Raw genomic sequence first — 12,942 nt, 5'->3', positions numbered from 1 at the left:
TCCCGCGTCAGCCGGTGCTGCGCAGGGTGGCGTGCAGCCGCGTGGCCGGCAGGAGCAGCAGGCCGACCTCGGGGCGCACCTCTCGTGGGGTGACGTCCAGATGAAAGCGCTGCGCCAGCGTCGCCAGCAGCAGTACCGCCTCGACCTGGGCGAAGCGCGCGCCGAGACAGGCGCGCGTACCGCCGCCGAACGGAAACCAGGCGTGGTCGGGTACGGCGTCCCGCGCGTCGGGCGCCCACCGCTCCGGCCGGAACTCCGTGGGATCGGGGAACCACCGGGGGTCGCGGTGGGTGGTCCACTGGCTGCACCACACGGTCGTCCCGGCCCGGATGCCCCGGCCCCCCAGCATGGCGCCCTCCCCGGCCACGGCGGGAATCAGCCAGGCCGGGGGGTACAGCCGCAGGGTTTCCTTGACGATCTGGCCGGTGTAGGACAGCCGCTCGTAGTCGTCGATACCGGGCAGCCGTCCGCCGAGCACCCGCGCCAGCTCGTCGTCCAGCCGTGCCCGGACCTCCGGGGCGCCGGACAGCAGATACCAGGCCCAGGTCAGCGCGGTGGAGGTGGTTTCGTGGCCGGCCGCCCAGAGCGTGACCGCCTCGTCCCTGACCTCCACGGGCGAAAGCGGCCTGCCCTCCTCGTCGCGCGCCGCGAGCAGCCTGCTCAGCAGATCGTCACGGTCGTCGAGGGTTCCTCCGGCCGCCCGGCGCGCGCCGATCAGCCGGTGCACCTCCGCGTCGATGGTGGCGACGGCGCCGAGCAGCCGCCGCCGGGAGGGGGTACGAACCCAGGCGGGCAGGAAGAGGTTGACGCCCCGGAGTTCGTCGCCGACCACCTGCTCGGCCAGGGCCATCGCGTCGCCGATCGCGCGGGTTCCCGCCGCGAGGTCGTTGCCGAACAGGGTGCGCAGCACGACCCGCTGGGTGATGAGCGCCATCGCCCGGCGCACATCGAGCCGGTCGCCGTCGCGCCATGTCTCGGCCGCGAGCCGGGCGCAGTCGACCATGGTCGTGGCGTACCCGCGGACCTGCCGGGGCCGGACGGTCGGCTGCACCAGGGAGCGTTTGCGACGCCAGTCGGCGCCCCGGCTGCGGATGACGCTGCGGCCCAGCAGCTGCTTGAACGCCCAGCCGATCTCCAGGATTTCGAAGGTCTGCTCCCGGGCGGCCAGCATCTCCGCGATGTGCTGCGGGTGGGCGAGGAACAGACTGCGCCGCGGGCCCAGCGACCAGGTCACGGTGTCCCCGAAGTCCTCCCGCAGACGGACCAGGAAAGCCAGCGGGTCGCTGCCGAACTCCGGGAGATTCCCGAGCCACGGCAGTCCCCGCGGCCCGGCGACGCGGTGCAGCGGCACGGACTGCGGCACGGACGGCGACACGGACATGGCCCCTCCAGGCAGGTGCGAAGCATTCCGCGGCGGCCGGAACCGGCCCCGGGCGGCTGCCAGGTGCCGCCTCCCCCCGTCTACCACGACGGGGCGGCGGGCCACCGGCAACGCACCGGGTGACGGGGCGGCACGGGAAGCGGCGGGAGCCCGGTGGCGCGCACGGTCGCACCCGGTCCCGCCCCCGGGTGTTCCGGCGCGCCGGATCAGGCTCCGGTGGAGCAGACCGCGTGGACCGCGCCGTTGACGGGGGCGCGCTGCGGCATGTTGTAGGCGATCCGCTGCGCCTCCTCCAACTCCTTCTGTGCCGCCTCGCGTTGGGCGTCGGTGGTGGCGTTGTCCACGGCGTCCTGCTTGGCCTGGATGACCTCCAGCTGCTTGAGCAGTTCCGGGTTGATCGAGTCGGCGCTGACCACCCAGCCATCGCCCGCGGCCGTTGGGTGCGACGCGGTGACGGTCTGCTCGATCTCGTAGCCGGAGATCTCGAAGCCGCCGCTGATCACGTAGGAGCCGTCCGGGCATCTCGCGGTCAGGCGGTTCAGCTCGCCCTGCACCGTGACGATCCGCGGCGGGTCGAGCAGCCGCAGGGCGCGGTGCGGGGCGGGTGCGGGGTGCGCCGTGGCGCCGGCGGCTGGGGGCGCGCCGCAGACGAGCAGGGCGGTGACGGTGGCTGTGGAGAGGGTCAGTGCGGTGGAGCGCATCGCGGCTCGGGCCGTCCTTCCGTGGAACACACAACCTAAGCGAGAGGGGAGCGAGGGGGCGCGAGATGAGGGGGTGAGGGGTGAGAAGGGGCGAACGAGGTCGAGGGGTGGGAGAGCGGTCCCTGATAGGTCTGACCGGCTGCGCCGCCGCTCACCGGTCGGCGCGCCTTATTCACCGACTTGGCGGTGGTGTCCGGGGAGAAAATCATGCAGGCGTGCTTGATTGTTTCTGTCGACGCTGCCACGCTCGGAGCGCACCGCACCACACCGCACCCGTACGGCCGCGGCACTCCGCCGCGGCCCGCGACGCATGCCAACGTGCCCCGCCGTCAAGGCAGTCGGGCCGAGGAGGGGAGTGCCGCGTGTCCGGTCCCGGCGCCGTACTGGCGGATCTCAAGGCCGAGAGCGAGGAGCTGGACGCCGTCGTCGGCGCGCTCCCCGCGGGGCGGTGGGCCGCCCCCACTCCCGCGGAGGGCTGGACCGTCGCCCACCAGATCGCCCATCTGGCCTGGACCGACCGGCAGGCCCTGCGCTCGGCCACCGACCCCGACGGTTTCCTCCGGGCCGCGCAGGAGGCGCTCGCCGCGCCGCTGACCTTCGTCGACGACGCCGCGGAGGCCGGGGCGCAGGCGTCGCCCGCGGAGCTGCTCGCGGACTGGCGGGCGGGCCGCGAGGCGCTGGCGACGGCACTCGCCGAGCGCCCGGCCGGCGAGAAACTGCCGTGGTACGGCCCGCCGATGAGCGTCGCGTCGATGGCCACGGGGCGGCTGATGGAGACCTGGGCGCACGGCCAGGACATCGCCGACGCGCTGGGTGTGCGGCGTGCTCCCACCACCCGGCTGCGGCATGTCGCCCGGATCGGCGTGCGGGCCCGCAACTTCTCCTACGCCGCCCACGGACTCACGCCGCCAGAGGAAGACTTCCGGGTCGAGCTGCGAGCGCCGGACGGCGCGGTCTGGGACTACGGCCCGCCGGACGCCGCCGAGCGGGTGACCGGGGACGCGCTGGAGTTCTGCCTGCTGGTGACGCAGCGGGCGCACCGCGACGACGTACCCGGCGTGCGTGCCCAAGGGGCCGAGGCGGAGCGCTGGTTGGGCATCGCCCAGGCGTTCGCCGGACCACCCGGGAAGGGCCGCGCGCCGTCCGGCCCCGCGGCCACGGGAGCCGGCGGGAGCGGCGCGTGAGCCCCGGGACGCCGCTCGGTGCCGACCCGGGCGTGCTGCGGATCGGCAATGCCTCCGGCTTCTACGGCGACCGGTTCGACGCCGTCCGCGAGATGCTCACCGGCGGCCCGCTGGACGTCCTGACCGGCGACTATCTCGCCGAACTGACCATGCTGATCCTCGGCCGGGAGCGGCTGAAGGATCCCGCGCGCGGCTACGCCAGGACCTTTCTGCGGCAGCTGGAGGAGACCCTGGCCCTGGCCGCCGAGCGCGGGGTGCGGATCGTCACCAACGCGGGCGGGCTGAATCCGGCCGGACTCGCCGACGCGGTGCGGGAGTTGGCGCTGAAGGTCGGCGTGCCCGTACGGGTCGCGCATGTCGAGGGCGACGACCTGCTGGCGCCGGCGGGGTCCCCCCTGGACCGGAGCCCGTCGGAAGCCCTTGGGGCGGACCGGGGCGACGGCGTGCTGACCGCCAACGCCTACCTCGGCGGGGGCGGGATCGCGGCCTGCCTGCGGGCCGGCGCCGAGGTGGTGGTGACCGGCAGGGTCACCGACGCCGCCCTGGTCAGTGGCGCCGCCGCGGCGCACTTCGGCTGGCACGCGCAGGACCTGGACCGGCTGGCCGGGGCCGTCGTCGCCGGGCACGTCCTGGAGTGCGGCACCCAGGCCACCGGCGGCAACTACTCCTTCTTCGGTGCCCACGACCTGCTGCGGCCCGGCTTCCCGCTCGCCGAGATCGCCGCCGACGGCAGCTCGGTGATCACCAAGCACCCGGGCACCGGGGGCGCCGTCACGGCCGGCACGGTCACCGCCCAACTGCTGTACGAGACCCAGGGAGCGCGCTACGCGGGGCCGGATGTCACGGCGCGGCTGGACACCCTGCGGCTCGTGGACGAGGGACAGGACCGGGTCCGTATCGAGGGAGTACGGGGCGAGGCGCCGCCGCCGACGCTGAAGGCCGGACTGACCCGCCTGGGCGGCTGGCGCAACGAGGTCACGTTCGTGCTGACCGGCCTGGACATCGAGGCCAAGGCCGAACTCGTCCGCGGCCAGATGGACGCCGCCCTCGACGCCGCGGTCCGGCGCCCGGCCGAGGTGCGCTGGACGCTGGCCCGCACCGACCGCGAGGACGCCGACGTGCAGGAGGAGGCGAGCGCGCTGTTGCGGATGGTGGTGCGCGACCCCGACCAGGCGGCGGTGGGCCGGGTCGTCAGCGGCGCCGCGGTCGAACTGGCGCTGGCCAGCTACCCCGGCTTCCATGTCACCGCCCCACCCGGCAAGGGAGAGCCGTACGGCGTCTTCGAGGCGGTGAGCGTGGACCCGGCCGACGTGCCGCACACCGCGGTGCTGCCGGACGGCACCCGGGTCGCCGTCCCGCCCGCGGAACGCACGAGGGAGTGCGAACGCCTGGCGGACCCGCCGCTTCCCGAACCGCTCGATGCGACGCTGCCGACCCGCCGGGCGCCGCTCGGCCTGGTGGTCGGCGCGCGCAGCGGGGACAAGGGCGGCGCGGCGAACGTCGGGGTGTGGGCCAGGACCGACGAGGCATGGCGCTGGCTTGCCCACGAGCTGACCGTCGACCGCTTCCGTCACCTTCTGCCGGAGACCGCCGGACTGCCCGTGGACCGGCACCTGCTGCCCTGTCTGCGGGCGCTGAACTTCGTCGTCGAGGGCCTGCTGGGTGAGGGCGTCGCTTCGCGGGCCCGCTTCGATCCCCAGGCCAAGGCCGTGGGGGAGTGGCTGCGCGCGCGGCACATGGAGATACCGGAGGTGTTGTTGTGACCGTGCTCCCGACCGGGGTCGACCCGGCTGGTGCCGAGTACGCGGAGCGTCGTACGGCGATGCTCGAGAAGCTGGCGGAGGTCGAGGCCGCGCACGGCAAGGCTCTGGCGGGCGGCGGCGAGAAGTACCTCGCCCGTCACCGGAGCCGCGGCAAGCTGCCGGCCCGTGAGCGGGTGGAGCTGCTGCTCGACCCCGACACCCCGTTCCTGGAGCTGTCGCCGCTCGCGGCCTGGGGCGCCTCGCCCGAGTACACCGTGGGCGCGTCGCTGGTCACCGGGATCGGCGTGATCGAAGGCGTGGAGTGCCTGATCACCGCCAACGATCCGACGGTGCGGGGCGGCGCCAGCAACCCCTGGACGCTGAAGAAGGCGCTGCGGGCCAACGAGATCGCGTACGCCAACCGCCTCCCGGTCGTCTCCCTCGTCGAGTCCGGTGGCGCCGACCTGCCCAGCCAGAAGGAGATCTTCATCCCGGGCGGGGCGCTGTTCAAGGACCTCACCCGGCTGTCGGCGGCCGGCATCCCGACCGTCGCGGTGGTCTTCGGCAACTCCACCGCGGGCGGCGCGTACGTTCCCGGGATGTCCGACCACGTCATCATGGTCAAGGAGCGCGCCAAGGTCTTCCTCGGCGGGCCGCCGCTGGTGAAGATGGCGACGGGCGAGGAGAGCGACGACGAGTCGCTGGGCGGCGCCGAGATGCACGCCCGCACCTCCGGCCTCGCGGACTACTTCGCGACCGACGAACCGGACGCGCTGCGGCAGGCCCGCCGCGTCGTCGCCCGCCTCAACTGGCGCAAGGCGCACGCCGATCCGGCCCCCGCGGCACCGCCGAAGTACGACGAGGAGGAGCTGCTCGGCATCGTGCCCGGTGACCTCAAGGCGCCGTTCGACCCGCGCGAGGTCATCGCCCGGATCGTCGACAACTCGGACTTCGACGAGTTCAAGCCGCTGTACGGGCCGAGCCTGACCACCGGCTGGGCGGAGCTGCACGGCTACCCGGTCGGCATCCTCGCCAACGCCCAGGGCGTGCTGTTCAGCGAGGAGTCGCAGAAGGCCGCCCAGTTCATCCAGTTGGCGAACCAGCGGGACATCCCGCTGCTGTTCCTGCACAACACCACCGGCTACATGGTCGGCAAGGAGTACGAGCAGGGCGGCATCATCAAACACGGCGCGATGATGATCAACGCGGTGTCGAACTCGAAGGTGCCGCACCTGAGCGTCCTGATGGGCGCCTCCTACGGCGCGGGCCACTACGGCATGTGCGGCAGGGCCTACGACCCGCGCTTCCTCTTCGCCTGGCCGAGCGCCAAATCCGCCGTCATGGGACCGCAGCAGCTCGCCGGTGTGCTGTCGATCGTCGCCCGCGCCTCGGCCGCCGCCAAGGGGCAGCCCTACGACGACGAGGCGGACGCCGGGCTGCGGGCCATGGTCGAGCAGCAGATCGAGTCCGAGTCGCTGCCGATGTTCCTGTCCGGGCGGCTCTACGACGACGGCGTCATCGACCCCCGCGACACCCGCACCGTCCTCGGCCTGTGCCTGTCCGCCGTGCACACCGCCCCGGTCGAGGGCGCGCGCGGCGGCTTCGGCATCTTCCGGATGTGAGGCAGGAATGATCTCTTCGGTACTTGTCGCCAACCGCGGCGAAATCGCCCGCCGGGTCTTTCGGACCTGCCGCGAACTGGGCATCGCGACGGTCGCCGTGCACTCCGACGCGGACACCGACGCCCCGCACGTCCGTGAGGCCGACGCGGCCGTACGCCTGCCGGGCGACGCGCCCGCCGACACCTACCTGCGCGGCGACCTCATCGTGAAGGCCGCGCTCGCGGCCGGCGCGGACGCCGTCCACCCCGGCTACGGGTTCCTCTCCGAGAACGCCGGGTTCGCCGCTGCGGTCATCGACGCCGGGCTGCGGTGGATCGGGCCGCCACCCGCCGCGATCGAGGCCATGGCCTCCAAGACCCGGGCCAAGGAGCTGATGGCCGGGGCCGGGGTGCCGCTGCTCGCACCCCTCGACCCCGCCGCCGTCACCGCGGCCGACCTGCCGCTGCTGATCAAGGCCGCCGCGGGCGGCGGCGGGCGCGGCATGCGCATCGTGCGCACACCCGGCGAACTGCCGGACGCACTGACCGCGGCCGCCGCGGAAGCGGCATCCGCCTTCGGCGACGGCGAGGTCTTCCTGGAGCCGTACGTCGTCGAGGGCCGGCACGTCGAGGTCCAGATCCTCGCCGACGCGCACGGCACCGTCTGGGCGCTGGGCACCCGCGACTGCTCCCTCCAGCGCCGCCACCAGAAGGTCATCGAGGAGGCCCCGGCCCCCGGCCTGGACGACGCACTGCGCCGCACCCTGCACGACTCGGCCACCGAAGCGGCCCGCGCGATCGGCTATCGGGGCGCCGGCACCGTCGAGTTCCTGCTCTCGGGCGACGGGCAGCCGTACTTCCTGGAGATGAACACCCGCCTCCAGGTCGAACACCCCGTCACCGAGGCGGTCCACGGGGTCGACCTGGTCGCCCTCCAGCTCCGCGTCGCCGAAGGACAGGCCCTGGAGCCGCGGCCCCCGGAACCCAGCGGCCATGCGGTCGAGGCCCGGCTGTACGCGGAGGACCCCGCGCACGACTGGCAGCCGCAGACCGGAACGCTGCACCACTTCCGCGTCCCCGGCGACGTCCGGCTCGACTCCGGGGTCACCGACGGCGACACCATCGGCGTCCACTACGACCCGATGCTGGCCAAGGTCATCGCCTGGGCGCCCACCCGAGCCGAGGCCGTCCGCCGCCTCGCGCACGCCCTGGAGCGGGCCCGTATCCACGGCCCTGTCACCAACCGCGACCTGCTCGTCGGCTCGCTGCGCCACCCGGACTTCGTGGCCGCCCGCCTCGATACCGGCTTCTACGACCGCCACCTCGCCGAGCTGACCGCGCATGACGCCACCCGGCACTCCCGGGAGGGGCTCTCGGCGCTGGCCGCGGCCCTCGCCGACGCGCACGGCCGCTCCCGCTTCGGCGGCTTCCGCAACGTCCCCTCGCAGCAGCAGACGAAGACCTACCAGGGCGTGGGCGGCGACAGTGCCACCCACGAGGTCCGCTACCGCCTGGGCCGCGACGGACTGCGGGCCGAGGACTTCCCCGGCGTACGGCTGTACACCCTCGCCCCGGACCGAGTCGTTCTCGAAGTCGACGGGCTGCGACGGGAGTTCACCGTCTCCCGCTACGGCGACCGGGTCCACGTCGACTCCCCGCTCGGCGCGCACGCCCTCACCGCCCTGCCCCGCTTCCTCGACCCCGCCGCCCGCACCGAGCCCGGCTCGCTGCTCGCCCCGATGCCCGGCACGGTCGTGCGCCTCGCGCCCGGCATCTCCGAGGGCGATCGCGTCACCGCGGGCCAGCCCTTGCTGTGGCTGGAGGCGATGAAGATGGAGCACAAGATCACCGCGCCGGCCGCCGGCACCCTCACGGCGCTGCCGGTCCGCACCGGCCAGCAGGTCGAGGTGGGCGCACTGCTCGCCGTCGTCACCGACTGAACCGCCACGAGCGCGCGTCCGCGCGCCCCGCCCCGCACGACCCTCACCCACCGCACAAGGAGCCGTCATGAGCAACCCTGTGATCGAGACCGAGGAACAACGCGCCCTGCGGGACGCCGTCGCCGCGCTCGGCAAGCGCTACGGCCGGGCGTACTTCGCGCAGGTCGTCGCCGACGGAAAGCACACCGACGACCTGTGGGCTGAGGCCGCCAAGGTCGGCTACCTCGGCGTCAACCTCCCCGAGGAGTACGGCGGCGGAGGCGGCGGCATAGCCGAACTCTCCCTCGTGCTGGAGGAATTGGGCGCGGCCGGCTGCCCGCTGCTGATGCTCGTGGTGTCACCCGCCATCTGCGGCACGGTCATCGCCCGCTTCGGCACCGAGGAGCAGAAGCGGACCTGGCTGCCCGGCCTGGCCGACGGCACCCGCAAGATGGCCTTCGGCATCACCGAACCGGACGCCGGCTCCAACTCGCACCGCATCACCACCACCGCCCGCCGGGACGGTGCGGAGTGGGTACTCAACGGACGCAAGGTCTTCGTCTCCGGAGTGGACATCGCCGACGCGACCCTGATCGTCGGCCGCACCGAGGACGCCAGGACCGGCCGCCTCAAACCGTGCCTGTTCATCGTTCCGCGCGACACCCCCGGCTTCGGGCGCAGCCCCATCCCGATGGAACTGGCCGCCCCGGAGAAGCAGTTCGAGCTGACGCTGGACGAGGTGCGGCTGCCCGCCGACGCGCTGGTCGGCGACGAGGACGCCGGGCTGCTGCAACTGTTCGCCGGCCTCAACCCCGAGCGCATCATGACCGCCGCGTTCGCCGTCGGCATGGGCCGCTACGCCCTCGACCGGGCCGTCGACTACGCCCGCACCCGCCAGGTCTGGAAGGAGCCCATAGGCGCCCACCAGGCCGTGGCGCACCCGCTCGCACAGGCCCATATCGAACTGGAACTGGCCCGGCTGATGATGCAGAAGGCCGCGCATCTCTACGACACGGGTGACGACATGGGCGCGGGCGAGGCCGCCAACATGGCGAAGTACGCGGCGGCCGAGGCCGCGGTGCGTGCCGTCGACCAGGCCGTGCACACCCTCGGCGGCAACGGCCTCACCCAGGAGTACGGCCTCGCCTCGATGGTCACCGCCGCGCGGGTGGCCAGGATCGCGCCGGTCAGCCGCGAGATGATTCTCAACTTCGTCTCGCACCAGTCGCTCGGCCTGCCCAAGTCCTACTGAGCCCGGCGCGGCACCCCGAGCGCGGCCCGCACCCGAACCGCCGTCCCACCCGCACCGTCGCACCGCAGCCCACCGTCGCACGGAAGGACCGGTCATGGTGTTCCACGTCTTCCACAGCACATACGCCGACATCGCGCCCGTCGAGCTGCCGATCCACGAAGCCGTCCTCGGGCGGGCCGCGGTGTACGGCGACCACCCCGCGCTGATCGACGGAGTCGACGGCACCACCTTCAGCCACGCGCAGCTCGACCACGCCACCCGTCGGATCGCGGCAGGCCTCGCCGACGCCGGTGTCCGCAAGGGCGACGTGCTGGCCCTGCACAGCCCGAACACCGTGGTCTTCCCGGCCGTCTTCCACGCCGCCTCGCGCTGTGGGGCGGCGGTCACCACCGTCCATCCGCTCGCCACCGAGGGCGAGTTCACCACCCAGCTGCGCGACAGCGGCGCCCGCTGGATCGTCACCGTCTCTGCGCTGCTGGACACCGCGCGCGGCGCCGCACGCCGGGCGGGCGGCGTCGCGGAGATCTTCGTCTGCGACCGCGCCGAGGGCCACAGGTCGGTCGTGGACCTGCTGGCCTCCACCGCCCCCGAGCCGTCCGTCGTCCTCGACCCGGCCGAGGACCTGGCCGTGCTCCCGTACTCCTCCGGCACCACCGGCGCACCCAAGGGCGTGATGCTCACCCACCGCAGCATCGCCACCAACCTCGCCCAGCTCGACCCGCTGATCAGCAGCGGACCCGACGACCGGGTGCTGGCCGTACTGCCGTTCTTCCACATCTACGGGCTCACCGCCCTGATGAACGCACCACTGCGCAACGGCTCCACCGTCGTCGTGCTGCCCCGCTTCGACCTCCAGCAGTTCCTCGCCGCGATCGCCGAACACCGCATCACCGCCGTGTACGTCGCACCGCCGATCGTGCTCGCGCTCGCCAAGCACCCCCTCGTCGCCCGATACGACCTGTCCTCCCTCCGGTACCTCGTGAGCGCCGCGGCGCCCCTGGACGCCGAACTCGCGGCGGCGTGCTCCCGGCGGCTGGGGCTGCCGCCCGTCATGCAGGCGTACGGGATGACGGAACTCTCGCCGGGCACGCACGTCGTACCCCTGGACGCGCACCGGCCTCCAGCGGGGGCCGTCGGCAAGCTCGTCCCCGGCACCGAGATGCGCATCGTCTCCCTGGAGACCGGCGACGACCTCCGGGCGGGCGCCAGTGGCGAGATCCTCATCCGCGGCCCGCAGGTGATGAAGGGCTACCTGGGGCGGCCCGCCGAGACCGACGCGATGATCGACCCCGACGGGTGGCTGCGCACCGGCGACGTCGGGCGGGTGGACGACGACGGCTGGCTGTACGTCGTCGACCGGGTCAAGGAGCTGATCAAATACAAGGGCTACCAGGTCGCCCCCGCCGACCTCGAAGCCCTGCTGCTCACCCATGACGCCATCGCCGACGCGGCCGTCATCGGAGTCCTCGACGACGACGGCAACGAGGTGCCCAAGGCGTTCGTCGTCAGGCAGCAGGGGGTCGAACTGAGTGAGGACGACGTCATCGCGTACGTTGCCGGTCAGGTCGCCCCGTACAAGAAGGTACGCCGCGTGGAGTTCCTCGACAGCGTGCCGCGCGCAGCCACCGGCAAGATCCTGCGGCGCGAACTGCGCGCCAGGGAAAGGAGTTCGACGGCCCGATGACCGACGCCACCACGGACACGGGGCACGGCGCCGCTGCCCCGCCCGAGCCCCTCGTACGGGTCGCGCACGAGCGCGGCATCGCCACCCTCACCCTGGACTCGCCGCACAACCGCAACGCGCTCTCCGCCCGGCTGGTCGCCGAGCTGCGGGCCGCGCTGGCCGAAGCGGCCGCTTCCGGCGCCATCCGCGCGGTGCTCCTGCGCCACACCGGCACCACCTTCTGCGCGGGCGCCGACCTCACCGAGGCCACCGCCACCGATGCCCCGACGGCCGGCCCGCTCGGCCTCGCCGGGCTGCTGCGCACCCTCGTCGAGCTGCCCAAACCGGTCGTCGCCCGGGTCACCGGCCACGTCCGGGCCGGCGGCCTCGGGCTGCTCGGTGCCTGCGACATCTCGGTGGCCGGCCCCGAGGCCACCTTCGCCTTCACCGAGGCACGGCTCGGCCTCGCCCCCGCCGTCATCTCCCTGCCCCTGCTGCCCCGCCTGGACGCGCGCGCGGCCGGCCGCTACTACCTGACCGGCGAGAAGTTCGACGCGGCCGAGGCTGCCCGGATCGGACTGGTCACCCTGGCGGCGGACGACGTGGACGCCGGCCTCGCGCCCGTCCTCGAAGGGCTGCGCAAGGGCTCCCCCCAGGGGCTGGCCGAGTCCAAGAAGCTGGTCACGGCGGAGGTGCTGCGTGCCTTCGACCGTGACACCGACGCCCTCGCCGAGACCTCCGCGCGGCTCTTCGGCTCCGCCGAGGCGCGCGAGGGCATGACGGCCTTCCTGGAGCGAAGGGCCCCGGTATGGGCGCCGTGACGCCGGCCCGCGGCGCCAAGGAGCCCCAGCAGGAGCGCAGCCGCGCCACCCGCCTCAAGCTGCTGGAGGCCGCCGTCTCCTGTCTGGCGGAGCGCGGCTGGAGCGGCAGCACGGTCTCCGTCGTCGCCGAGCGCGCGGGCGTCTCCCGGGGCGCAGCGCAGCACCACTTCCGCACCCGCGAGGACCTCTTCACGGCGGCCGTGGAACATGTCGCGGAGAAGCGCCAGGGTGCCCTGAAGGCCGTGGCGCACAATCTGCCGCCGGCCGGTTCGGTGGCCCGCACCTGGATCATCGTCGAGGAGATCGTCGGCCTCTACACCGGTCCGCTGTTCCGTGCCGCGCTCCACCTGTGGGTCGCGGCATCCGACGAGGACCAGCTGCGCGAGCGGGTCACGGCGCTGGAGGCCCGGGTGGGCCGCGAGGCGCACCGCACGGCGGTGGCGCTGCTGGAGGCCGACGAATCGGTCCCCGGGGTCCGCGAGACGGTGCAGGGCCTGCTGGACATGGCGCGCGGCCTGGGCCTCGCCAACCTCCTGACGGACGACGCTGCCCGCCGCGACCGCGTCGTGGCGCAGTGGGCGAAGATCATCGACGAGGCGTTGAACCCGGCCGGCTAGCAGGCCGGGGCGGCGGGCAGGCGGCCCCGGCCGGTGCCGGGACCGCCGCGAACGCCGCGAGG

10 protein-coding genes are annotated in these 12,942 nt (G+C 73.7%); 8 read left to right on the top strand and 2 right to left on the bottom strand.

The features are described from left to right. Positions 1-7: 7 nt before the first annotated feature. Together ACGFZW_RS21320 and ACGFZW_RS21315 are read right to left on the bottom strand one after the other, a co-directional pair. Positions 8-1,381, bottom strand: coding sequence for a cytochrome P450 (locus tag ACGFZW_RS21320; RefSeq protein WP_393894731.1), 1,374 nt, complete (start codon positions 1,379-1,381; stop codon positions 8-10). Positions 1,382-1,587: 206 nt separating this feature from the next. Beyond that, a complete protein-coding gene (locus ACGFZW_RS21315; protein ID WP_393894730.1) occupies positions 1,588-2,082 on the bottom strand; it encodes a hypothetical protein in 495 nt (164 codons plus the stop codon). A 362-nt stretch (positions 2,083-2,444) separates the two neighbouring features. On the opposite strand from ACGFZW_RS21315, the gene ACGFZW_RS21310 reads away from it, so the two are divergent. From ACGFZW_RS21310 to ACGFZW_RS21275, 8 genes are all read left to right on the top strand, one after another. After that, a complete protein-coding gene (locus ACGFZW_RS21310; RefSeq protein ID WP_393894729.1) occupies positions 2,445-3,266 on the top strand; it encodes a TIGR03084 family metal-binding protein in 822 nt (273 codons plus the stop codon). Beyond that, positions 3,263-5,029: an acyclic terpene utilization AtuA family protein gene (locus tag ACGFZW_RS21305; protein WP_393894728.1), complete on the top strand. Its 1,767-nt coding sequence runs from the start codon at positions 3,263-3,265 to the stop codon at positions 5,027-5,029. The genes ACGFZW_RS21310 and ACGFZW_RS21305 overlap by 4 nt, the downstream gene beginning before the upstream one ends. After that, entirely contained in the window at positions 5,026-6,630 is a 1,605-nt protein-coding gene (locus ACGFZW_RS21300) for an acyl-CoA carboxylase subunit beta (protein WP_393894727.1), read from the top strand. The genes ACGFZW_RS21305 and ACGFZW_RS21300 overlap by 4 nt, the downstream gene beginning before the upstream one ends. A 7-nt stretch (positions 6,631-6,637) precedes the next feature. Then, on the top strand, positions 6,638-8,548 hold the full coding sequence (locus ACGFZW_RS21295; RefSeq protein WP_393894726.1) for a biotin carboxylase N-terminal domain-containing protein: 1,911 nt from the start codon (positions 6,638-6,640) through the stop codon (positions 8,546-8,548). Between the two features lie 67 nt (positions 8,549-8,615). After that, positions 8,616-9,779, top strand: coding sequence for an acyl-CoA dehydrogenase family protein (locus tag ACGFZW_RS21290; RefSeq protein WP_393894725.1), 1,164 nt, complete (start codon positions 8,616-8,618; stop codon positions 9,777-9,779). Positions 9,780-9,873: 94 nt separating this feature from the next. Beyond that, positions 9,874-11,463, top strand: coding sequence for a 4-coumarate--CoA ligase family protein (locus ACGFZW_RS21285; protein WP_393894724.1), 1,590 nt, complete (start codon positions 9,874-9,876; stop codon positions 11,461-11,463). Next, the gene (locus ACGFZW_RS21280; RefSeq protein WP_393894723.1) at positions 11,460-12,263 is read left to right on the top strand and encodes an enoyl-CoA hydratase family protein; all 804 of its coding nucleotides are present in this window, start codon (positions 11,460-11,462) and stop codon (positions 12,261-12,263) included. Before ACGFZW_RS21285 ends, ACGFZW_RS21280 begins: the two co-directional genes overlap by 4 nt. After that, positions 12,251-12,880, top strand: a complete 630-nt coding sequence (locus ACGFZW_RS21275; protein WP_393894722.1) for a TetR/AcrR family transcriptional regulator — start codon at positions 12,251-12,253, stop codon at positions 12,878-12,880. Before ACGFZW_RS21280 ends, ACGFZW_RS21275 begins: the two co-directional genes overlap by 13 nt. The last annotated feature ends 62 nt before the right edge of the window (positions 12,881-12,942 follow it).

The sequence above is a fragment of the Streptomyces sp. NPDC048248 genome (genome assembly GCF_043201875.1).
Taxonomy (GTDB): domain Bacteria; phylum Actinomycetota; class Actinomycetes; order Streptomycetales; family Streptomycetaceae; genus Streptomyces.
Note: the sequence above shows the minus strand (reverse complement) of the source record. Positions and strands in the feature narration are given on the sequence as shown.

Excerpts from the sequence above, each read along its gene's own strand:
- ACGFZW_RS21275 (WP_393894722.1), top strand. The coding sequence starts at position 12,251 with ATGGGCGCCGTGACGCCGGCCCGCGGCGCCAAGGAGCCCCAGCAGGAG.
- ACGFZW_RS21290 (WP_393894725.1), top strand. The coding sequence starts at position 8,616 with ATGAGCAACCCTGTGATCGAGACCGAGGAACAACGCGCCCTGCGGGAC.
- ACGFZW_RS21280 (WP_393894723.1), top strand. The coding sequence starts at position 11,460 with ATGACCGACGCCACCACGGACACGGGGCACGGCGCCGCTGCCCCGCCC.
- ACGFZW_RS21295 (WP_393894726.1), top strand. The coding sequence starts at position 6,638 with ATGATCTCTTCGGTACTTGTCGCCAACCGCGGCGAAATCGCCCGCCGG.
- ACGFZW_RS21315 (WP_393894730.1), bottom strand. The coding sequence starts at position 2,082 with ATGCGCTCCACCGCACTGACCCTCTCCACAGCCACCGTCACCGCCCTG.
- ACGFZW_RS21285 (WP_393894724.1), top strand. The coding sequence starts at position 9,874 with ATGGTGTTCCACGTCTTCCACAGCACATACGCCGACATCGCGCCCGTC.
- ACGFZW_RS21320 (WP_393894731.1), bottom strand. The coding sequence starts at position 1,381 with ATGTCCGTGTCGCCGTCCGTGCCGCAGTCCGTGCCGCTGCACCGCGTC.